The organism is Candidatus Enterococcus murrayae, assembly GCF_017315985.1.
In the GTDB taxonomy this organism is placed as follows: domain Bacteria; phylum Bacillota; class Bacilli; order Lactobacillales; family Enterococcaceae; genus Enterococcus_A; species Enterococcus_A murrayae.
The window spans coordinates 47,307-68,900 of the sequence record NZ_JAFLVR010000012.1 but is presented as its reverse complement, the minus strand read 5'-3'; the positions used below and the strand labels follow the sequence as shown (position 1 = coordinate 68,900).

At 40.9% G+C, this 21,594-nt stretch carries 16 protein-coding genes; 1 reads left to right on the top strand and 15 read right to left on the bottom strand.

From position 1 onward, the window contains the following. Positions 1-149: 149 nt before the first annotated feature. Together JZO85_RS06025 and JZO85_RS06020 are read right to left on the bottom strand one after the other, a co-directional pair. Positions 150-1,250 carry a tyrosine-type recombinase/integrase gene (locus JZO85_RS06025; protein WP_207107600.1) on the bottom strand — a complete coding sequence of 367 codons (1,101 nt, stop codon included), beginning with the start codon at positions 1,248-1,250 and terminating at the stop codon, positions 150-152. A gap of 622 nt (positions 1,251-1,872) precedes the next feature. After that, positions 1,873-2,511: a DJ-1/PfpI family protein gene (locus JZO85_RS06020; protein WP_207107599.1), complete on the bottom strand. Its 639-nt coding sequence runs from the start codon at positions 2,509-2,511 to the stop codon at positions 1,873-1,875. A gap of 132 nt (positions 2,512-2,643) precedes the next feature. Between JZO85_RS06020 and JZO85_RS06015 the strand changes: the two genes are divergently transcribed. Continuing rightward, complete coding sequence (locus JZO85_RS06015) at positions 2,644-3,576, top strand: helix-turn-helix transcriptional regulator (RefSeq protein ID WP_207107598.1); 933 nt, start codon at positions 2,644-2,646, stop codon at positions 3,574-3,576. Between the two features lie 229 nt (positions 3,577-3,805). On the opposite strand, the gene JZO85_RS06010 is transcribed toward JZO85_RS06015, so the two are convergent. From JZO85_RS06010 to JZO85_RS05950, 13 genes are all read right to left on the bottom strand, one after another. Continuing rightward, positions 3,806-4,810 carry an NADP-dependent oxidoreductase gene (locus JZO85_RS06010; RefSeq protein ID WP_207107597.1) on the bottom strand — a complete coding sequence of 335 codons (1,005 nt, stop codon included), beginning with the start codon at positions 4,808-4,810 and terminating at the stop codon, positions 3,806-3,808. Between the two features lie 127 nt (positions 4,811-4,937). Continuing rightward, on the bottom strand, positions 4,938-5,510 hold the full coding sequence (locus JZO85_RS06005) for a TetR/AcrR family transcriptional regulator (RefSeq protein ID WP_207107596.1): 573 nt from the start codon (positions 5,508-5,510) through the stop codon (positions 4,938-4,940). Positions 5,511-5,793: 283 nt separating this feature from the next. Continuing rightward, entirely contained in the window at positions 5,794-7,269 is a 1,476-nt protein-coding gene (locus JZO85_RS06000; protein WP_207107595.1) for a glycoside hydrolase family 1 protein, read from the bottom strand. Continuing rightward, positions 7,259-9,067 (bottom strand): beta-glucoside-specific PTS transporter subunit IIABC, encoded by a 1,809-nt coding sequence (locus tag JZO85_RS05995; protein ID WP_207107594.1) that lies wholly within the window; start codon positions 9,065-9,067, stop codon positions 7,259-7,261. Before JZO85_RS05995 ends, JZO85_RS06000 begins: the two co-directional genes overlap by 11 nt. A 166-nt stretch (positions 9,068-9,233) precedes the next feature. Then, positions 9,234-11,471, bottom strand: coding sequence for a helix-turn-helix domain-containing protein (locus tag JZO85_RS05990; RefSeq protein ID WP_207107593.1), 2,238 nt, complete (start codon positions 11,469-11,471; stop codon positions 9,234-9,236). 179 nt (positions 11,472-11,650) lie between these two features. Further along, positions 11,651-12,616, bottom strand: coding sequence for an ROK family protein (locus JZO85_RS05985; RefSeq protein ID WP_207107592.1), 966 nt, complete (start codon positions 12,614-12,616; stop codon positions 11,651-11,653). An 11-nt stretch (positions 12,617-12,627) separates the two neighbouring features. Further along, positions 12,628-13,539, bottom strand: a complete 912-nt coding sequence (locus JZO85_RS05980) for a sugar phosphate isomerase/epimerase family protein (RefSeq protein WP_207107591.1) — start codon at positions 13,537-13,539, stop codon at positions 12,628-12,630. 15 nt (positions 13,540-13,554) lie between these two features. Beyond that, the gene (locus JZO85_RS05975; protein ID WP_207107590.1) at positions 13,555-14,610 is read right to left on the bottom strand and encodes a Gfo/Idh/MocA family protein; all 1,056 of its coding nucleotides are present in this window, start codon (positions 14,608-14,610) and stop codon (positions 13,555-13,557) included. A 16-nt stretch (positions 14,611-14,626) separates the two neighbouring features. After that, a complete protein-coding gene (locus JZO85_RS05970) occupies positions 14,627-15,016 on the bottom strand; it encodes a C-glycoside deglycosidase beta subunit domain-containing protein (RefSeq protein WP_207107589.1) in 390 nt (129 codons plus the stop codon). Next, the gene (locus tag JZO85_RS05965; RefSeq protein WP_207107588.1) at positions 15,016-16,035 is read right to left on the bottom strand and encodes a sugar phosphate isomerase/epimerase family protein; all 1,020 of its coding nucleotides are present in this window, start codon (positions 16,033-16,035) and stop codon (positions 15,016-15,018) included. The genes JZO85_RS05970 and JZO85_RS05965 overlap by 1 nt, the downstream gene beginning before the upstream one ends. 67 nt (positions 16,036-16,102) lie before the next feature. Continuing rightward, positions 16,103-17,197 carry a Gfo/Idh/MocA family oxidoreductase gene (locus tag JZO85_RS05960; protein ID WP_207107587.1) on the bottom strand — a complete coding sequence of 365 codons (1,095 nt, stop codon included), beginning with the start codon at positions 17,195-17,197 and terminating at the stop codon, positions 16,103-16,105. 195 nt (positions 17,198-17,392) lie between these two features. After that, positions 17,393-18,787 (bottom strand): MFS transporter, encoded by a 1,395-nt coding sequence (locus JZO85_RS05955; RefSeq protein WP_207107586.1) that lies wholly within the window; start codon positions 18,785-18,787, stop codon positions 17,393-17,395. A gap of 161 nt (positions 18,788-18,948) precedes the next feature. Continuing rightward, positions 18,949-21,378 carry a GH39 family glycosyl hydrolase gene (locus JZO85_RS05950; protein WP_207107585.1) on the bottom strand — a complete coding sequence of 810 codons (2,430 nt, stop codon included), beginning with the start codon at positions 21,376-21,378 and terminating at the stop codon, positions 18,949-18,951. Between the last annotated feature and the right edge of the window lie 216 nt (positions 21,379-21,594).

The window sequence follows — 21,594 nt, the reverse complement described above, 5'->3', positions numbered from 1 at the left end:
AAAGGATTTGAAAAAAGAGCAAACCACACTCTTTATTTAAGAAGAAAAAGCAAACTTATTCTCTAGTGCTGCCACTATGAAAAAAAGGCAAAAAAAGAAAAAAAACTACCCGAATATTAAATAACGTTCGTTTTTTATAAAATATTTATTTAGGCGATAGACTCAATGACTTTCATCCGCTGCTCCAATAGTGCTGAAGAATAGGTATCTAAGGTCATTTGTGTCGAAGAGTGTCCCAATAACGCACTGATGGATGCAATATCTCGATTCCTTTCAACGCAACGTGTTGCAAAAGTATGTCGCAATTGATGAAAATGCTTGCCGATTAATTGAGCTTTCTTCATTAACTGATGAAAATGATAGCCAATTAACCGCGGTTCACTAGGTCCTCCTTTTGTCGAAATAATAAATGACCCTGTTCGCTGCTCTCTGGCCTTGAGCAATTCCTGCCGAACCCGTCGAGACATCGGGATAAGCCGTTTTGAGGCGCTGGTTTTGGGCGAGGATAAGACTAATTCCGAAGCCTTCTGTCCTCGATCCACCGAAGGAATCCGTTGAAACGTGTGCTCTACATGGATCACATTCGAATCAAAATCAACGTTTTTCCATTGAAGTGCTGCGATTTCGCCAATGCGCATACCTGTTTGAAGAGCAAGAATAACTGGTAATCTTTTATTTAGCGGAGTGTCCGCAAGTGTCCGCTCTAGCATTGCCTGCTCCTTTTTACTAAGTGCACATACCCGCTTCTTATCCTGCTTAGGTAAAACAATCTGATCACAGGGATTGCTTACTAAGTATCCTTGTTTTACAGCAAGCGACAAACAACTTTTCAACTCCTGAAAAACTACCCGAATGGTCGATTCTTTAAATTGCTTGGCTTTCCATGAGTCCAACAAGCCTTTGATCGCTGCTTCGTCGAGCTCATTGAGATAGGTATCATTCAGCATTGGTAAAATAAAGTGAATCATTTTGTAATCATAACTGGCATAGGTTGCCGGTTTTATAGTTCCTCGGATCGTTGTCAGCCAATGATTTGCCCATTGATAAAAGGGGATAGCACAAGTTCCATGCATGGAAATCAATCGTTGATATTTTATTTTCAGTGGATATAGTTTGTATTTGGTTTCTTGATAGCTCCGTCCATAAACAGAACCATATTTGATTTTTCCATCAGGGGTTCGTCCTTTTTGATAGCGACCTTCCCATCGCCCATCTTTTCTTTTATAAATATTTTCACCGCGTCTACTCATTTAACATTCCCTTTCTCTTTGACGGTTTATTTGACGGCATTTGTAATAACGCATTTGATCAAAATGTGGATAATCCTATTGAAAAACAATGAACCAATCTATTGGATTATCAAAATAAATCACTATTATCACAAAAAAGTCACAAAAAAATAAAATAAAACTTGCAAATAAATAATATGCATATTATAATTAACTCATCTTCTTCGGATAATACGTTGCATATAATTTGAATTCACGTGATTTTTCCGGGTTTTAAGAAAAACACGAAATAGTTTCGCTAAAAAAGCAAAAAAAGCCGTTAAGCTTCATCTTTTACAGAAGACTATCTAAACGGATACTGCTTTTTTCTTTTTTGCCATTATTCGTTAAAATAACGGAAATAACTATTGCTAACGGACCGTTCCCCTTGAATATTCACATATCCAAAATAAATTACTCAAATCATTTTCATTCTACCAATTTTTGAAGAGAAAATTCATTGTTCTTCGTAATAATATCGTTATAAATAAAAAAAGAAAGGACTCTTTTAAAAGGAGAGTCCTTTCTTTTTGATATAAGAATCACTATTTTAAACACAACATAAGAAATTTATGACAAAAATGAACCTAGAAATCCAATTAAATCACTCTTCATCCCCCGTTGGCAAAGAGCCCATCAATGCATAAAAATATTCTGGCTTACCAGTACTAAAATACTCATACCAAGCTTCCAGTGTATCTGCTTGAAAAACATCTAATCGCTCAATAATCTGTTTAGCCCACAGCAAGCCTCCAGTAGAGCTGGCTGTAATCAAATGATCACCTGCTACTGATGGTTCATCTACGTAAAACTCTTGCCCGCTGTAATTAGACGAGAACATTTCAAGAAAGCCTGGCCCATTACTGGTATGTGCTCGTTTGTTTAATAGACCAAAGTTAGCCAGCGCAGCAGTCGCTCCGCAGATTGCACCAACTGTGGCACCTGCCGAAAGGAATTCACTGGCTTTTTCAATGATGGCGCTATGCTTTGGTTCAGCCCATGTGTTTGCTCCTGGCAGCAGCAGTACATTTTTTTCACTCACTACCACGTCATCGATCAAGCAATCAGGTACGATTGTCATCCCGCCCATTGACTGAATTGGGTCTTTAGAGTAACTCACTGTTTTGAGCGATACTTGCGGCCCGTCCTTTTTGAAAAATCGACCTGATTTCAACTCTGAGGTCACATTTCCCAGCTCCCAGTCAGCGAATGTATCAAGAATATAAACATAAATTGTCGTCATAAAATTTCCTCCATTTTCTTTGATCTAAGTAGATTGATTGGTTTATCTACTAGTAGTATACCTAAGTATTGTTGACACCATTATGGCAACAATCTATGATGAAATTAAAGAAAGTTTAGGAGGTGTGGTCAAATGAAAGTGGAACGACTCATTAGTATTATTATGATTCTGCTTGATAAAAAAAGAATAGGCGCTCAAGAGCTCGCAGATCAATTTGAAGTTTCTCCCCGCACGATCTATCGCGACATTGATTCGCTAAATATGGCAGGAATTCCGATTCGCTCCACTCCTGGAGTAAATGGCGGCTTTGAGATTATGGAGCAATACAAAGTCGATAAAAAGGTCTTTTCAAAAGGGGATTTATCTACCCTGCTGTTGAGTCTTTCCAGTCTCTCTAATATGGTCCAAGGAGAAGAACTGACAAATGCTCTGGCAAAGGTCAAAAGCTTCATCCCCGCAGATAGCGCAAGGGATATCGAAGTAAAAGCCAATCAAATCCACATTGATCTGAGTCCTTGGATGGGCAACAGAAATATCCAAACCTATCTAGAGATACTCAAAAAAGCTTTACAAGAAAATAAATTGTCTTCCTTCACCTATGCGAATCAGCAGGGAAAAACAACCGAGCGAACAATCGAACCTTATCAGCTGGTATTGAAGGGCAATCATTGGTATGTCCAAGGCTATTGCTGCAAAAGAAAGGATTTCCGCCTCTTTAAATTATCTCGTCTATCGAATCTGCACGTACAAAATGAAACCTTTACACCGCGAGAATATCAAAAACCTCAGCTGGAAATTTACGATATTTTTGAGACACTGCAAATAGAGATCACGCTTCGGATCCATCGCTCAGTCATGGATATCGTGCTTGACCATTGTTCCTTTGATCACTTTTCGCCAGATGGCGAGGAGCATTACATCGTCCTTTTTCCTTTTATTGAGAACGATTTTTACTACAATATTCTTTTCAGCTTTGGCGATAAATGCGAGTGTTTAGAGCCTGCCCATGTGCGTGAAGAAATGAAACGAAGAATACATGATATCGCTGCCTTGTATAAAAATTAAAGGAATCTTTGTCTATTTACGTCTTTTTTGGCAAGTACAATGGAGCCTTAGCAGTTGAATGCAGGATTCCCAAAATGAGAGTCCTGCACAGCCATAGTGATTCGTGCTTATCCATCACTCTTTAGAAACTCGTTTATTTAAAATCGGAGGAGCAGAATCAAACATACGCCTCTTTTTTCAGATAGACACTACTAGTTACAAAAAATTACCATACGATCCGCTTTATTCCTTAAGTGAATTTGATAACCACCTTGCCATTAGGATGACCATTTTTTACATATAATATAGCTTCATTGATTTGTTCAATAGTGAAATCATGGGAATCAATAGCCGGAACTATATTGTTTTTCTCTACAATTTCGGTAACTTTTCGCAGTTGTTCACCATCTGAACGGACGAAAATAAAGCGATACTCTGCCTGCTGTTTTTCAGCCTTTTTGTCTAATTTTGAACCGGCTGCTCCAAACAACCATTGCTTCCACTTCGGCAGTTTTTGTTCAATAGCAAATTGTTTGTTCGGTCCTGCGATTAGGCTAAGCAATTTCCCATTAGGCTTCAATATAGAAAGTTCATGATCAATCTCGTTGACTCCCAAGGTGTCGATAACAAAATCAACGTTATCTAACACTTCCCAATAATTTTCCTTTTTGTAATCTAAATACTGATCCGCTCCCGCTTGAAGGATCCGATCTTTTGCTGCCGCGTTGCCTGAAACGATTACCTGTAATCCAAGAGCCTTGGCAATAGGAACGGCCATTTGTCCAAAGCTGCCCGAGCCGCCAGGGATAAAAACAGATTGTCCTGGTTTAGCCTGCAGTACTTCTGTCAATCCTTGATAAGCAGTTAAACCTGTCAACGGCACTCCTGCTCCTGTAACATAGTCAAGATTCTGAGGCAGGAACCAGATCGCTGATTGATCCACAGCCGCATACTCAGCAAAAGCTCCTATTTTAGCAATAGGTAATCGCGAGTAAACCTTGTCTCCTTTTTTAAAATTCACTACTCGACTCCCTACTTCTTCAATCACGCCAGTCAGCTCATTCCCAAGCGTGAATGGTTTTTCGTAATCTTGAATCAGCTTCACACTACCCGTAATATTTAAGAGTTCTAGTGGATTTACTGCTGCGGTTTTGACCTTAATCAGAACTTCTGTTTCTCCTATTTTCGGAACGGGAATATCAACAACTTGAACATTGATATCCTTTGAATATTTTTGTATTTGTGCTGCTTTCATCTTATTCTCACTCTCCTGTTTAAAGAAAATTCTCCACGAGCCTGTCTTAATAGCTTTTCACAATCTGTTATAATCGTTCATTCCTCAGCAGATTCATGGAGTAAAATTCCTATTTTTGAAACTTTCCTTACTTAATAATCGATAATGTTTGTTCAATAATACGATCCAGTTTTTCGTTATCATTGGTTGTCTTTGATAGCACCCTGATACCCACAAGAGCATTTTGAATATAGGAAGCCAGTGACGCGATGTCAGCATCAGGTGATAATTCATTTTGCTCTTGTGCTGACAAAAGGATATTAAAGAGAAATTGCTCTTCGCGTCCAAAGAAGGAACGAATTTCTTCTGCTATCACAGGATCGATAGAAGACAATTCAGTCGCAGTGTTCACAATTAAACATCCTTTTCCCGGCTCCTCAGCTGCTATGGAAATAGAAAAAATATGCTTCAATTTATCCTGCACATTCTTGCCTTCTGAAACTTTTTCCGTCATCACCGTTTCAAGCATTTCTTCATAGAGCTTCAATGCATCGATAAATAGATGATGCTTATCGCCAAAAGTATCGTAAATACTTCGCCGATGAATTGTCATGGCATCTACAAGATCCTGCATGGAAGTATGTTCATACCCTTGTTTCCAAAAAACATCCATCGCTTTTTTTAGTACGAGTTGCTTATCAAACTCTTTTTTTCTTCCCAAACGGCTCTCTCCCTTCTCAACACTAGAGTCTAACTTCATTTTATTAGAACGTTCATTCTAATATTCATGTAAATCCTCTGTTTTGTCAATGAATAAGAATCAATAATGATAATCTTCCTGAAAAAAACTTTGATTCAAAAGCCTTTTTGAAAAATAATTAAGAAAAAGAAAAGCCGTTCCCTGCTAGACAGGAAACGGCTTTTTTCGAGTCCATTGCAATCCTAGAACCCATTATCGTTTTTTTCTTCTATTTTCGGTGAATGACTTTCCTATCTGTAAACGCTTATTCATCCCCTATTTTTAACGCGTTGGAATCAAGTACCCTGCCATTAGTATCAATGACCGTTCTATACCAATAATAGGAAGCTTTTGGGTATCGTTTGAAGCTGCCTTCTCCATGATTATTGGTATCAACGTAGATAAATCCGTACCGTTTTTCGACACTTCCTGTAGATAAAGCGACCAAATCAATCGCACTCCAAGGCATATAGCCAACGACATCTACTCCATCATGAATGGCCTCGATCATAGCGGCAACATGTTCCTTCAAATAATCGATTCGATAGTGATCCTTCACCTTGCCATCGATTAATTCATCTTTGGCGCCTAAGCCATTTTCCACGATCATGATTGGCAATTGGTAACGATCATAGACAGTGTTTAGTAAATAGCGCAAGCCGGTAGCATCAATCTGCCAGCCCCATTCACTTTCCTCCAAGTAAGGATTTTTCACGCCAAAACCTGAGATCAGGTTCCCCGCAGCCTTGTCCTTGCCTAAAGCGTCACCTTCATTTTGTCCGCTGACGCAAATCGATTGGTAGTAGCTGCAGGAATAGAAATCGACACAGCCCTCCCGTAAAATCGCTGCATCTTCCTTGAGAGTCTTAATTTCAATTCCCTGCTCGGCAAAATATCTTTTGGAATAGCTTGGATAATAGCCGCGGATCATTACATCGCTGCAAAACATATTTTTCATTTGCTGCTGCTGCAGAGTGGCAAAAACATCCATTGGTCGGCTTGTCAGGGGGTAACCGATCATACTCGCAATCATACAGCCGATTTGTAAGCTGGGATCGATCTCATGAGCCATTTTCACTGCTTTTGCACTTGCTAAAAATTGATGATGCAAGGCTTGATAACGAGTATGCTCATTGTTGATTTCAGATGGAATCGACGCATTCAAGCCCACGGCTGTTCGAATCCCAAAATCAACTAACGTACAATTGATTTCATTAAAGGTGATCCAATACTTTACTTGATTGTGATACCGGTCAAACAACTTCTGGCAATATTTCAGATAATGATCGATCATTTCGCGATTGGTCCAACCGCCTCGTTCCGCCAAATACCATGGTGATTCGTAATGGGAAATTGTCACGATCGGTTCAATCCCATATTTTGTTAGTTCGTTAAATACTTGATCATAGAAGAGAAGTCCGTCTTCATTTGGTTCCTCCTCAACGCCATTTGGATAAATTCGCGTCCATGCAATAGACATGCGATAGGCTTTTAATCCCATTTCTCCCATCATTTTGATATCTTCCTTGTAATGGTGATAAAAATCCACTGCCTTATGGGAAGAATAGTATTCATTCTCAAAAGCCGATGGAACCTCTACCCGAACCCCTTTTTCAAAATCGGTAGCGATGGTGTCAATAACACTAACACCTTTTCCATCTTCATTCCAGGCACCTTCAATTTGATTGGCAGATGTAGACGCGCCCCATAAAAAATGACTAGCTACTTGATTATTTAACATACAGCACCTCAACTCCATCCGTATCCTTTAAATGTATTTCTTCAAACTCTTTTGAATTGGTAACTACGACAGCTGTGGTCGTATCAAAACCTGATTGTTGAATTTTTTTATTGTCAAAGATAAGCAGCTCTTGATCTTTTTTTACAAAGTCCCCCTGCTTCACTAAGCTTTCAAAATACTCGCCATTTAATTCAACCGTATCGATCCCAACGTGAATCAATAATTCCAGTCCGTCTCCGCGCTTAAGACCAATTGCATGTTTCGTTGGAAAAACCGAAACAACCTCTGCGTCAAAAGGACTGATTACTTTGCCTTCACTAGGTACTACGCCAAAACCTTCTCCCATCATTTTTGATGAAAAGGCTTGATCATTTACTTCTTCTAGCTTGATGATTTTTCCTTTTACTGGCGAATGCAACGAATGCTCCTGATTCGTATCCGTGATATCTTCAAAGCCAATAACATAAGTGATGACAAAGGTAATGAGAAACGTCACAGGTATACTCGTAAGACCCAAAATAAAGTTAGGGATCGTTCCTGCAAAAATCGGAATCGTCAACAGACTTGGTGTAACAAAAGTCGGTGCAGTAATTCCTAAGAATCCGATGTAACAGCCGCCTAAGAGCGATCCTAATAGTACGGCGATGAACGGTTTTTTTAAGCGGAGATTAACACCATAAAGTGCAGGCTCTGTAATCCCCAACAGCGCTGAAATCGTTGCTGAGATTGCCGTCCCTTTTAACGCTTTATTTTTTGTTTTAAATGCTACTGCGCCAGCGGCACCAGCTTCAGCGATATTTGCAGCTAATCCTGATGGTAAAAAGATTGCATCGAAGCCTTGCGTCGCAAACATTTGAACCAATAATGGAATCGTCACATTGTGCGTACCAGTCAGAACCATGATTGGGAATAGTGCCGCGTTCAGGCCAACCGCTAACCAGCCCCATTGATTCATAATATTTACTAATGCGAAGAAGCCATCCCCTAGTACAGAAGCCGCTGGACCAATGATAATCAGCATAACTGGAGCTACAATCAACAGGGAAATCATCGGACGTAAAAAGACTTTTACAATCGAAGGACTCACCTTGTCCGCGAATTTATCCGTGTATTTCAGTAGCCATACACCGAAGACTGCCGGTAGCGCCTGTGAACTGTAATTGATGATCTTTACACCGATTCCGAACAGTGTCGTGGTAGTTCCCTCATCTCCTAGCGTTAGCAAAGTTGGATGCAATAACACCGCGCCAATCACTAAAGCCAAGAAAATATCCACGTTCATCTTTTTCGCAGCATTGTAGCTGACGATCACAGGCAAGAAATAAAAGACCGTGTCGCCGATCATATTCAAAAGGATATAGCTGGAAGAATCCAGTGCTAACACTCCTGCAAAGTTCAACAGAACAGCTAAAACTTTAATCATCCCGGAGCCGGCGATCACCGGAATAGCAGGAACAAAGCAGCTGATCAAGGTGTCTAGCCCTTGTTTTCCTAAGTTTATTACTGGATTGCCATCCTTCTTCTCCATCGCTGGAGCCGCATCTTGAACGGAATCCCCAAGTTCCTTTATTACCTCCTTGTAGACCTTATCGACCTCTGGGCCAATAATGATCTGAAATTGCCCTCCTGAAGTTGCCGTTCCGATGATATCGCTCTCATTTTCCAGCTCATTTCGCTTAACCAGCGAATCGTCTTTCAGTACAAAACGCAACCTGGTTACACAATGAGATAAGGATGAAACATTTTCTTTTCCCCCAACGCAACGAACAATAATTTCTGCAAGATTTTTGTATTTCATTATAATTGCTCCTTTCAATGATATACCTAATTATCGCTAATACCATTGGCCTTATCTTTCGTATTATTATCTAAAGGAAAAAGAATCCTGTGTCATTTTTAACCTATCGTACGGATCAACCAAAACGGCTTAATATTCACTCATTACTTTTTAACATGAAGGTCATTCAATGAACATAAACCAAATGTAAATGCCTAATTTCATTCGGCTGCATCTCGATCTCTATTTCCAAGCAGTGATTATCGGCTGTCAGCTGTTGTCCTCGAATAATCGGCTTTGAAGCTGATAAAAGATAATCCAGCTCGTCTCGTCCAAAAAAAGAAAGATTTTCAAACCCCATCTCATGAAAAACACTCAGGCAGCTCCCTTGTCCCTCACTTATTTCTCGTGATTTTAAAATATATTGACCATTTTTTATCCCGTTGATCGTGACTTTGACCCGCTTAGGATCACTGTCTTCAAAAAGCTCGTCAATTTGGTCGGTCAGCACGCCTTCATCTTCTTGAGAATAAAATTTATAGTTTGGCCGTTTGCAATTATGACAAACCATTTGCAGATAATGGTCATCACTGCGAGAAACCAAGATTGTTTCATCCTTATACAAAAAATATCTGTCCAGCTTGTTCAGAAATTTCAAACTATAATAGGAAGCTTTTTTAACGCCACCTTTGGTAATAAGTCCCGGCATGCCTGTCAGAGGTGCATTTGATGTAACCGGCAGCATCAAATCGAAGGGCTGATCGATGGGTAAACTTTCAATCCTTCCATAAACGTCGATCATATTTTTTAATATACTTGCGCCTCTATAGGAGGAATCATTTAAAGTGGAATATTCATTCAATCCATCTTTCCAGCTTGTAATCATGATGTTCTCGATCCCTTGGGTCCTCCCGATTCTTTTGGCCAACTCGTATTGTTGCAAGATATAGCTTGTATCTGATTTCCGATTGATATACAGTTTATTCCCATATTTCTCTATTGAATACGGGGCGATAGTCAGTGTCAACCGTCTTAATTGTTGATTTTCTTTCAGAAACTGCAGTAAATTTTCGCCCTCGTTATCCATTTGTAGCCCTGGTCCAAGCAGATTCCCTGATAATTTGAGCTTATCTAAAATAGCCGCAAGTTTATTGAAAAGAGCAGCGTATTTTTTTGCTTTTTCACTTGTGAAATAAGTGTTGTACAGCAGTTCGAAGGTCGTATTTCGAATACTCTTGATGCCGTAGCGATTAATAAAGTGTGTTAAAAATTTTTCAAAATATTCGTCAAATCGAGAATTTTCTGCGATGTCACGATAATCAATCACCAGCATGAGACGAAAGTCATGACTGATTAAGAAATCCAACGCTTTTTCTTCAATAAAAAAAGTAGGATTCACTGTTAACTGATTATCAAGAAAGACTCTGGCAGTTTTGAAGGGCATCTCCTTTTTTAATTCCTGTATCTGTTTGTTCAGCCCGTTATCAAAAATCTTTGAAATTGAGCCCAGATTAAGGAGATTGAACCAATACGGCGTCAGTAACTCTCGACCCTGATCCATTACGACAGTTACTTCATGTCTATCGTTGTTCGGTTCTGCAACTTTTCTAGCTAACAGCTGTTTTACTTCTGAGCTCCGTATACTTTCTAATACGTCCATTTCTTCAAAGTGTGTTCTGCGATAGTCGGTAGGATTAACTTCGTATACCTCCTTAAAAGCCTTCGAGAAGGAATTTTGATTTGGAAAACCATGATCCAGCGCTATTTTCAACATCGTATCTGTAGTATTGACTACCTCGATCAGCGCCTGCTCCAAGCGAATTTCTGTTAGAAATTTCAAAAAGGTTCTCTGAAATGTTTCCTTAAAATATTTTGAGAAATACTGTGGAGTGACGTTAAACCTTTCGGCGATCATTTGCAGGGAAAGGTCTTCAGCATAATTGGCGTGTATATAGGCAAGAATACTATGTTTTCTCGCTTCTTCTTCATCTTCAATAAAAAGATTATTCGAAAAATTGGTGATCAAAAATGAAAGGAATTGATACATTTCCTTTTGATAATGAAGATAGTAGTAGTCTCTTTCTAAACTGACTCTGATTAGTTCATCCAATAACACTCTAAATTTATCAAACAGCCTACCAGTCTCCTTTTGACTATTGCACATGATCACTACCTTTTTATAGTCAAGCATTCGCAACAGCTCATTACTAGAAATACTTATTTGAACATAAACACTGTCTGCACAATCAATCGCAACCTGTTCATTTGGATTCACCACTAGGATGTCTCTAACATTCATCACGGTCGCACCTTGAGACAGAGTCATCGTGATCTGCCCCTTCAAAACATAATAGAGATAAAAATTTTTATCTGGCCGTTTTTCTAGTGGCTGATCATAAATATCTATTTTCACTACCTTATCCATATGATCCCTCTTTTCTATGTACCGTTCTTTTTTACTTACTCTCATGGTAAAGGAAGCAGCGGTGCCAATACTAGCCCTGATTCCAAAATAATCCAGCGAAGAAAAAGCATCTTGAGACCCTTTGAATGAACATAGTGCCTCATTCCCCTAGTCTCAAGATGCTTCATTACTTATTTTATCTACTTAACTGTACCTGCATAGGTGTTATTGTGTGAAGTCAGGTAAGCATAGGCAGCCCCATAGATGCCTGCTTTGTTTCCTAGTAACGCTTTTTTGACTGAAAAATGATTTCTTATTTGCGGGAAAACATAGGCGTCCATCTTTTCCTTCAATGGATCAAGCAACGCGTCCCCAGCCTCAGATAAACCTCCGCCGATGATCACTTCTTCTACATCGATGGTGTTCATGATTCCAGCTAAAGCCTGTCCCAGGATATCCATAAAGTCTTCTAAAACCGCTTGAGCATAAGGATCATTTTTTGCCACTGCTTCAAAAACATCCTTCGAGGTCATTTCATGCCACGGTTCACCAGCTTTTTTCAGCTTTTCGCGCATGGACATAACCAGCCCGTTCGCTGAAGCAAAAGTCTCCAAGCAGTTTCTTCCACCGCAGCCGCACAATCTATTTTCCTCCGAACGGACTGGGATATGTCCGATTTCTCCGCCTGCAGAATGACAACCGTTTAAGACTTCACCCTTTAAAACGATGCCGCCGCCGACACCGGTCCCCAAGGTGACGAACAATAAGTCAGCCTTTCCTTGTGCTGCGCCTTTCCACATTTCACCCAAGGCAGCAGCATTGGCATCGTTCAATAAACGGACACCGATAGCTAATTCCGCTTCGATTATCTCCTTCAAGGGGACCTGTTCCCAATCTAAATTCACTGCTCGAACGACAGTATTTCCATCTGGAGAGATCGGACCCGGAACGCCGATTCCTATCCCCAACAATTCCGCCAATTCATTTTGATCGACTGAAGCACGGATCGATGTACAAATATCTTTGGGAATATGCTTGCCTTTTTCCGCAATATCAGTCGGGATCATCCAATCTTTTTCAATCGCTCCTTCTGTATCCATTAGAGCAAATTTGATAAAGGTTCCGCCAACATCGATGCCGATCAATTTATTTTGTCGATTTTCCATAGTCCCACCTGCTAAACAAAATTCCGCAAGTAGTGAGTACTTTGCTTGATTGATCGCTTCACATCGTCATAGTCTGATTCATACGCACGATCTTCCACCTCGATACAGGTGTAGCCGCTGTAGCCAATATCCGTGAGGGCAGAAACATACTTACCCCAATCCACATCGCCTAAGCCGGGCAGCTTCGGTGACATGTATTCTAATGGTGTCGCCATTACGCCGACTTCCTGCAGCTTGTTCCAATACAGCTTGATATCTTTATAATGGATATGAAACAATTTGTCCTTGAATTCATAAAGCGGTGCGATGTAATCCATCTGCTGCCAAACAAAATGCGAAGGATCAAAATTCAAACCAAGATAGTCACTGTCTAAACTAGCAAATATTTTTCTAAACAAAGCAGGTGTGGTCATCAGGTTTTGTCCGCCTGGCCATTCATCTTCCGTGAAAAGCATCGGACAATTCTCAATCGCGATCTTCACATTTTGCTTTTCAGCATGGGCAAGAATCGGTGTCCAAACCTTTTTCATTTCCTGCAAATTTTCCGAGACCGTTTTAGACGGCATCCGTCCAATAAAGGTTGTGACCAAATTGATCTCCATAAGTTTTGCCGCATCAATCACAGAATATAAATGATCGATCACCAACTGGCGTTTTTCCAAGTCCTCATCTAATGGATTCGGATAATAGGCTAAAGCCGAAAGCGCAACATTTTTTTCTGCCGCGTAGGCCCGGTATTTCTGCGCCTGTTCCGCTGTTAAATTTTCTGTATCAATATGAGAAACGCCCGCATAACGGCGCTCGGCTTTCCCTGCTGGCCAACAAGCGACTTCCACACAGTCCAGCCCATTTTCCGCAACGATATCGATCATTTCATAAAAATCACTTTGATCCAAGATCGCTGATACCAATCCTAATTGCATGTTTTCTCCCTCCTTCTATTCAAAATCGACTGAGCGATGTTCCTTCGCTGATAATTTGATCGCATCTAAAAGCTTCATTAAGCGCAGGATTTCTGTCGGTTTGACGACTAACTCTTCTTTTCCTTCGACATATTGATTGTAATGATCAAAGAACATTTGATGATTGACCGTTACATCCGGTAATTCTTCAGTGACTAAGCGACCTTCTGGCGGCGGACCAAAGGAACGAGTCGGCCCAGCAGCGGTCATAGTGATTTTGCCGGGAACATTGGTCAATAGCTCACTGGTGCGGACGATCTTTCCTTGCGGATTGAAGCCGTCAACATAGGCACTGCCTTTGTTTCCGCCGACAAACCAATGGCGTTCAAACCAAGAAGCTTCATCCTTTAAAAAGTAGGTACCTAATTCCACCTGTCCCGTGATGCCGCTATCGAAATATAGCTGAATATTGAAATAGTCATCGACATTTTGATTGATCACATTCCGTACATCGGCATAAACGGTTTTCAGCTTGCCAGGGATCATCCAAAGCATTTGATCTAATAAATGAACGCCCCAATCATAAAGCATACCACCACCAAACTCTGGATAGATGTGCCAATCGTGCATATTTCCGTTAAAGCCATAAAGACTATTTTTGATCGTGTAGATATCGCCTAACGTTTGACTCTCAACGACTTCCTTCATCAAACGATAATCCTTGTCCCAACGACGTTGATGATGGATCGTGAAGCGCACGCCGGCTGCATCTGTAACAGCCATCATTTCCTGAAATTCATTTCCGTTCATCGCTGCTGGTTTTTCTAAAATAATGTCTTTTTTCGCCGCAGCGGCTTTTTTAACCATTTCTAAATGGAGATGATTAGGTACTGCAATGATGACCGTACCAACAGCTTCTTCTGCTAATAATTGGTCCGCTTTTAAAAAGGTTTTGACCTCCGCCGGCACGTCTTTCAACTGATCCTTGTTGATGTCGCAAACCGCTTCAAGCTTCCCGTAATCTAAGTTTTTGATCATTTCTCCATGGGTTTGCCCCATGAAGCCATAACCGATGATCCCAAAATGCAACATTTTACTCGTCCTTTCTCTAAACCGCCACTGCTCGTTCTTTTACCCCGACCAATGGAACAGGGATATAAGCCGTTCTAGTAGCGACCGTCAATTTGATTTGATGTTCGCCTTTGGCTAAGCCGCCCGCTTGCAATACACGGATATACAACGGTTCGCCGTATTCCCATTTATATGTCGTAACCGTCGCAGCTTCTGCCAAAGTAAACCAATCCTCTTGATCGATCGAAATTTGGATTTTTTCCGCTGGAGCCTCTTCACCATCTACCGCTACTTTGATGAACTCCACCATGGAAAGCGGCACGCCGCGATAATACGTGATCAGCGTTTGTAATTCGTACCCAATCACTTCACCGTTTTCTTCAATATTTTTACAGCTGTCCTTTTTGAATACATTATTATCAAACATTATTTCCGTCCCCCTTGAATTTCTTTCAAGCAAGCCTGCAAGTATTTTTGATTCGCCGCGACTTGTTCTTTTTCCTGCATTGGTTTGCCTGGCAGAGTGAAGCGATTGCCTTCATATTCCGTCGCTACATAGCCGTCATAACCCTTTTGGTCCAAGTATTCTAACAAGCCTTTATAATCCATCGAATATTCTGGACCTTCTGGTGTCATCTCGAACATCTTGATATGGAAATGCTTGATGTAAGGCATTAAATCGTCCATCACTTCAAAGGGATAGTTTTCATAGCCATCACATAATGGCGCAAACATCTGGTCTTCTTTTGTTTTGATGACCTTTTTGAAGGCTTCAGGGTATTCTCCGTTATTTTCCTTTACTGTGCGATGCAAATCGGTACCTTGTTCAAACAGCTGATCTAAGTAATCGAACATTTCTGGACTGGCACCGTTGTTGATTTCATAGGCCTTGACCACTCTCGGGAATTTTTGACAGAAGATGCCGGTATCGATCACTAGTCCCACATAAGGAGAGTTCAAACGTTTCATTTCTTCGATAAAATCAAGGGTCTCAGGCTCATCAAAGGCCATTCCTGCATGAACCTCTAACGCGATCGTCACATCATAGTCTTCACAATAGGGTAAAAGTGGTTCGCAGACCCAGTAAGGGACCATCGAAACTAGGCGAATCAGCTTGATGCCAAGGCGATTGGCCTGTTTGATCTCTTCAATCAATAAATCGATACATTCCCGTTTCGTCAGGCTGCGGTTCTTGTATAAATTTGTATTCAAAAAGACATCCGCAATCACTGGTGTGATCCCTGTTTCTGCTAAAAGCTGATGCCATTGTGCCACGTCTGCTTCTGATGGATGCGGCGCGTTTTTGATATTTTGATCCGGTAAAATTTCTACCCCTTCAACGTTGTGTTCCTTTAAGAAGTGCATCATCGCGGTTAAATCCATCCGATGATTCAAATATTCGTCCTGTAAACTGTATAAACTAACTGCTGTCTTGATTCGAGACATGTTATTCCCTCCAATAAATAATGATTGGGCGAGCAGATTGCTGCCCCGCTCGCCCTTAATCCTGTTTCTACAGCTCTACGACTTTTCCAGTCTCAGCAGATTTGTAGATGGCTTCTAAAATTTGTGTCACTACGATGGCCTGTTCTGGTTTTACGACTGGTTCGGTATCATTTAAGATCGCTTCGACCCATTGCTTCGCTTCCGCATCTTTTTGTTCCAGGCTCGATCCTTCAAAGCCGAAGACGCCGCCAGCATCAGAAGGTTCTGTTTGTTCCAATTGATTATGAGCCGCTTTGTTAAAGACCACATAGCCTTGATCCAAGAAGGCTTTTCCGAACATTTCCGCTCCGCCTTCTGTTCCGCAAAGAGTGACTTGTGCTTCTTTCGGGTTGATCATATTTAATGCCCAAGCGGCTTCTAAGAAGATCGTTGCGCCGTTTTCCATCTTGATTAAGCCGAATGCTGAATCTTCTGTTTCAAAGGTTTCTGGATTCCATGACCCAAACATATTGGCCATTGGATTGTCTTTCAATTTTTGATACGTCGAGCCTAAGACCATTTTGGGTTTGTAGTTGTTCATATACCAAAGAGTCAGGTCTAATGCGTGAGTCCCGATATCAATCAACGGGCCGCCGCCTTGTTTTTCTTTATCCGGGAAGACACCCCAAGTTGGCACGCCTTTGCGACGAACGGCATGCGCTTTCGCAAAATAGATATCGCCTAATTCCCCTTTGCTGCAGGCATCATAAGTTGCCAATGAATCAGCACGGAAACGGTTTTGATAACCAATTGTTAGTTTCTTGCCGGTACGTTTTGCCGCATCCAGCATTTTTTTTGCTTCCTCATAGTTGATCGCCATTGGTTTTTCACACATGACATGCTTGCCGGCTTCCAATGCATCTACGGTGATATACGAATGAGAAATATTCGGTGTCAACACATGGATCACATCGATGTTTTCCTGTTTTACTACTTCTTGATAATCCTCAGTCACTAAAGCCTCTGACACGCCATATTCCGCTGCAGCTGCTTCAGCCCGTTCGATGACTGTATCGCAAAAAGCGACTAACTCCACTTGATCAGCTAATTTTGCCAAAGCGGGCAGATGTTTTTGATTGGCGATTCCGCCACAGCCGATAATTCCGAATCTTAATTTTTTCACGTTGTTTCCTCCTCATGATGGTAGCCTGTTCTCGGATCTGTTAAGCAGCAGGCTATAATAGATATCGCTTACAATGATTAGTTTACTGAATGAGTGACCCTCTTACTCTTCAAAACCTTCAAGAAAAGATCAACCATTTTTGCGCATCCCGCAATTTCTTTTCGTAAGGAACAAAAATGTATCATACTTATATTACTAATCATTGATGCTTTCACGTTTTAGGTCTAACTGTTCACGAATATCGTCCGTATCGTTGTCGCTTAAATTCCATAATAGGCAAGCGAACGCCGCTAAAAAGAATAAGATCGCCGGGAGTAAATTCACTACTAGATTAATCCCATCCTTCGTTGCCGCAGATTGCTCCATATTGGCTTGATAGCCAAATGAGTGAAGCAGCATGATCCCAATAGAAGCGCCGATAGCGTTTCCAATTTTTGTCGCTAGACCGTAAGTAGCATAAGCAGTTCCATCGGTCCGAACACCAGATTTCAATTCTTGATAATCCACCGAGTCCGCTACTAAGGAAAGGGAAATCGGAAAGCCCATATTGAATAATCCAAAAATGACGTGTCCGGCAATAATCATCGGCAAGTTATCAAAGTCCGCAAAATAAACAACTAATAGTCCAATCCCTTGAAGAATCAACGAAACCATCAAAACATTCCGTTTCCCAAAACGCTTCACTAGTGGAACGATTGCCAGCGAACATAGCGCACCGCCAATTGATGGAATCGTCATTAATAGAGCGATCAAGGTAAAGGCACCTAGACAATAGATGACGTAAAAAGTCGTCACCGCAATTCTTCCCATGAAGGCCGTCATTTGTAAAATCATGATCAGAAAGACGATCATTAAGTACTTGTTGCCAACCACATTTTTGATTGTTGTACGGAATGGTACTTTCTTTTCATTTTTCATTGGCTGAACAACTTCTCTAGAGGTTGCAAATACAGCAAAGAATAATGGAATGGAAATCACTGCGTAAATCAACGCTGTCATAAAATAGCCGCGACCCGTCGCGACCTTCGAGCCATCAGAAAATGCCAGCATGATGAATGATGAAAGTGAGTTGACAATGATCATTCCGACATTCATCCCCACCGAACGCCAAGCATTCAGCTGATTCCGTTCATTGGCATTCTCACTCATGACTGCGGCCAATGCGCCGTAAGGAATATTAACTAAAGTGTAAATCATGCCTGCTACAATATAGATGACTGCGGCCCAAATAATTCCCGCCGTGCCATTACCAAACGGGCCGGTAAATGTCAGAACCGAAAACAGCGCCAAAAACGGTGAGCCGAAAGCAATATATGGACGGAAACGCCCAAGCTTGCTTCGTGTTCGTTCAGCGATCATCCCCATCATCGGATCATTGATCCCATCCCAAAGCCGAGCAATCAACATAATCATAGAAACGGCCACAGGTGCTAACCCTACAATATCTGTATAAAAAACAGTTAAATAAGTGCCGACGAATGTCCAGACAAACTGACTCGCCAAGTCTCCCAAACCATAAGCAATCATAGAAAATTTCGTTAGTCCCTTTTTCTCCACGTTCATTCCATTATCAAAGACATCTTTTTCCATGTGAACCTCCTGAAATTGATTTAATTCGCAAACGTTTACAATGCTTATTTTAGTCTGTCGCTTGGAAGAATACTCTGCACTTTCCAGCTAATCGGCTGATACTTTCAAAGGATGATCGCCTCTGACTAGACAAAAAAACAAGATTGTATAACACAATCTTGTTAACGTGAGACTTTTTGAATCTCAATTAATTGAATATCTTGAGGAGAGATCTCCAGATCGATTTTCAATTGATGATTTCTTGAAAGCTCCTCTTTTACCTCTAATTGAGGCTGGCATCGATGCTTTAAGTAGGTGACTAATTCATCATCTAACCGATCCGAACTAGCCGCTTGATTAATTTCCTCCAAAATATTCCCCGCCTGCTGACCAATGCGATAGGATTTAATCCGATAACGGCTCTCCTCTTCTTTTAAATCCTTCAATAAAATCTGCTTCTTTTGGACACTCGCTGAAGCAAACAGCGCGGCGGCATTTCTTCTCGTAAAGACACTATTGAAATCATAATAATAGGTAGAATTTAAATGACTATAAGAAAAACAGAGGAGCTGAATTCGATTTGGTTCATCTTTCGTAATCAATAAATCTTCCGATTGATGAACGACTAGATTACTTAATTTACTTAAAAACAGATAAGCGTAATAGCCAATTTTAGGAATACCGCTTTTAGAGATCAGGCCTGATCCGCCAAAAATCTCCTTATTCGCCGTATCAAAGGTGGTGACCGATAAATCTGTTAATTGCCAATAGCCGATGAGATCACAATAAGGAATCACGGCTAGAACATTTTTCAAAATGTAGCTGCCTTTAAACGCAGTGTCATTGATGATATCCCGATTCAAAATCGTTACATTGAACTCTGAGATATAGGTCTTGCCAAGATAATCAATCTCCGATAAAAGCTTCTTGAACTCCTTCATTCGATGGAGCATGTAATTCGAATCCGGCGATATCGGTTCGTGATGACTTTTTTGCTGGTGCATTTGTTGCTTGACCGCATCCATCGGATAGATCGATAAGCTGATAAAGTCTGGCGCCCCTTTTCCTTTCGTCCACTGTGAAAGAAAGGCCCCTAAGTCGCGGGTTTCAATATCCAGGCTAAGTCCGCAGCCGCCGATTTGTATCTCAGGTACGATTTGCTGAACAGCCGCTTTGATCATTGAAAAGACTTCTATATAAGTCTTTTCCTTGGCTAGATTCAGCCGCTTCCCGTGATCATCGATCCAAGTTAACTCCTCACAGCCGATCGTCTTTAAAACCAGCTGATTGGGTTTCCAGAGCTCAATGATCCAAGTCTTGACCTCCTCCAGGCCAAAGACATCTACACAATGATGGAAAAAGGCTTGAAATCTTTGGATCAAATCCGACAGCTCATACGATTTTCGTATAAACAGATGACTTTTGATGATCTGAGTATGGGATTCGTGAATCAATTTTCCCTTGAATCCCAATTCCAAGAAAGGCTTGATGCCTGCTTTGACCATTATTTGCAATATCTCGTCAACGGTTGAAAAATCATAGACCTCTCCCACCTGCTCTAAAATCTCTTCACTTAATAGGCCCCAAATTCGGCCATACATGAACGGATTATTTTGCTGCAAATAGTGAATCTGCTCCGCAAAAGACGCGTGCGTCAGATCCCCGGCATAACCGAGATTGATCATGTTCTTTTGAAAATTCTGCGGAGAGGCTTCCTTCATCGATACTTGAATCGTTTCGTCATCGATCTTCGCGTCTTTTTCTTTGAAATAGACTTCTAAACTTTTGATGTCCTCTTCTGCCAGACTAGTCGCTTTCGTCACGATCTTGGCTTCTGCTTTGATCTCCTTGCGAAACTCGCTGGGGGTCAAGCCTTGATACTTTTTAAACAGCCGATTAAAGGAATTGATATTGGAGAAGCCGGCGGAAAAAGCAATGTCTGTGATTGATTTTTCCGTTTCCAGTAAATCCTTGCGCACCTTTTCCAGACGCTTGCGAATCAAGTATTCATTCATCGGCATGCCGATCTCATTGGAAAAGCTGCGTGATAAATACTGATCAGAGACATACAGCTTATTGGCAATATCGACGAGCCGAATATCCTTGTCAAAATTATTATCGATAAAAAATTTCAGCTCGTAGACCTTCTGCTTCATGCTCCGCTCTTCCGCTAAGCTGGCGGTTTTCGTATAGCCTTTTTCCAAGAGCTTAAGGATATGAAAATACTCCTCAAAAACCTCTGAGATCGTGTGCTTTTCCTGTAAAATATACAGTTTTAACAGTCGTTCGATCGATTGGATCAGCTGGTAATCGGAGCTCTTACTGTCTGTTACCGAATTTCCTTCAAAAATCAGGCCTTCCTTCTCTTCAAAATAATAATCCAAAACGATTTCAAATGCCCGCGTATTCTCGGCATAAACAGTATGTACTAAGGATTTCGTTAAAAGATAAAAATCATTTTTTTGTAAGGAAATCACTGTATCTTCTCTTTCAATCGTTACTTCTCCAGCTAACACGTAGACAAGGTGAATGTTCGTATCAAAATGCTGCATGACCCGATTTTCTGTTAAAACAGTTATTTCTATGTTTTCCCATGGCTCGATTAACCGCATAAATATCACCCTCTTCTCTTTTAGATGACTCGCAACAAAGTCATTCTGTTCTATTTTCCAACGAAATAAAACGTTGTCATTTTAACTCCATAATACACGAAATGAACTTGAAGAATAGAGCTTTTTTTCAGTAGGTCGGTTTTTTCTTCAAAAAAAGCCTTTGTCCTACAAGTCGTAGAACAAAGGCTCTCAGATGTTAAACTCTAATCCAGCACC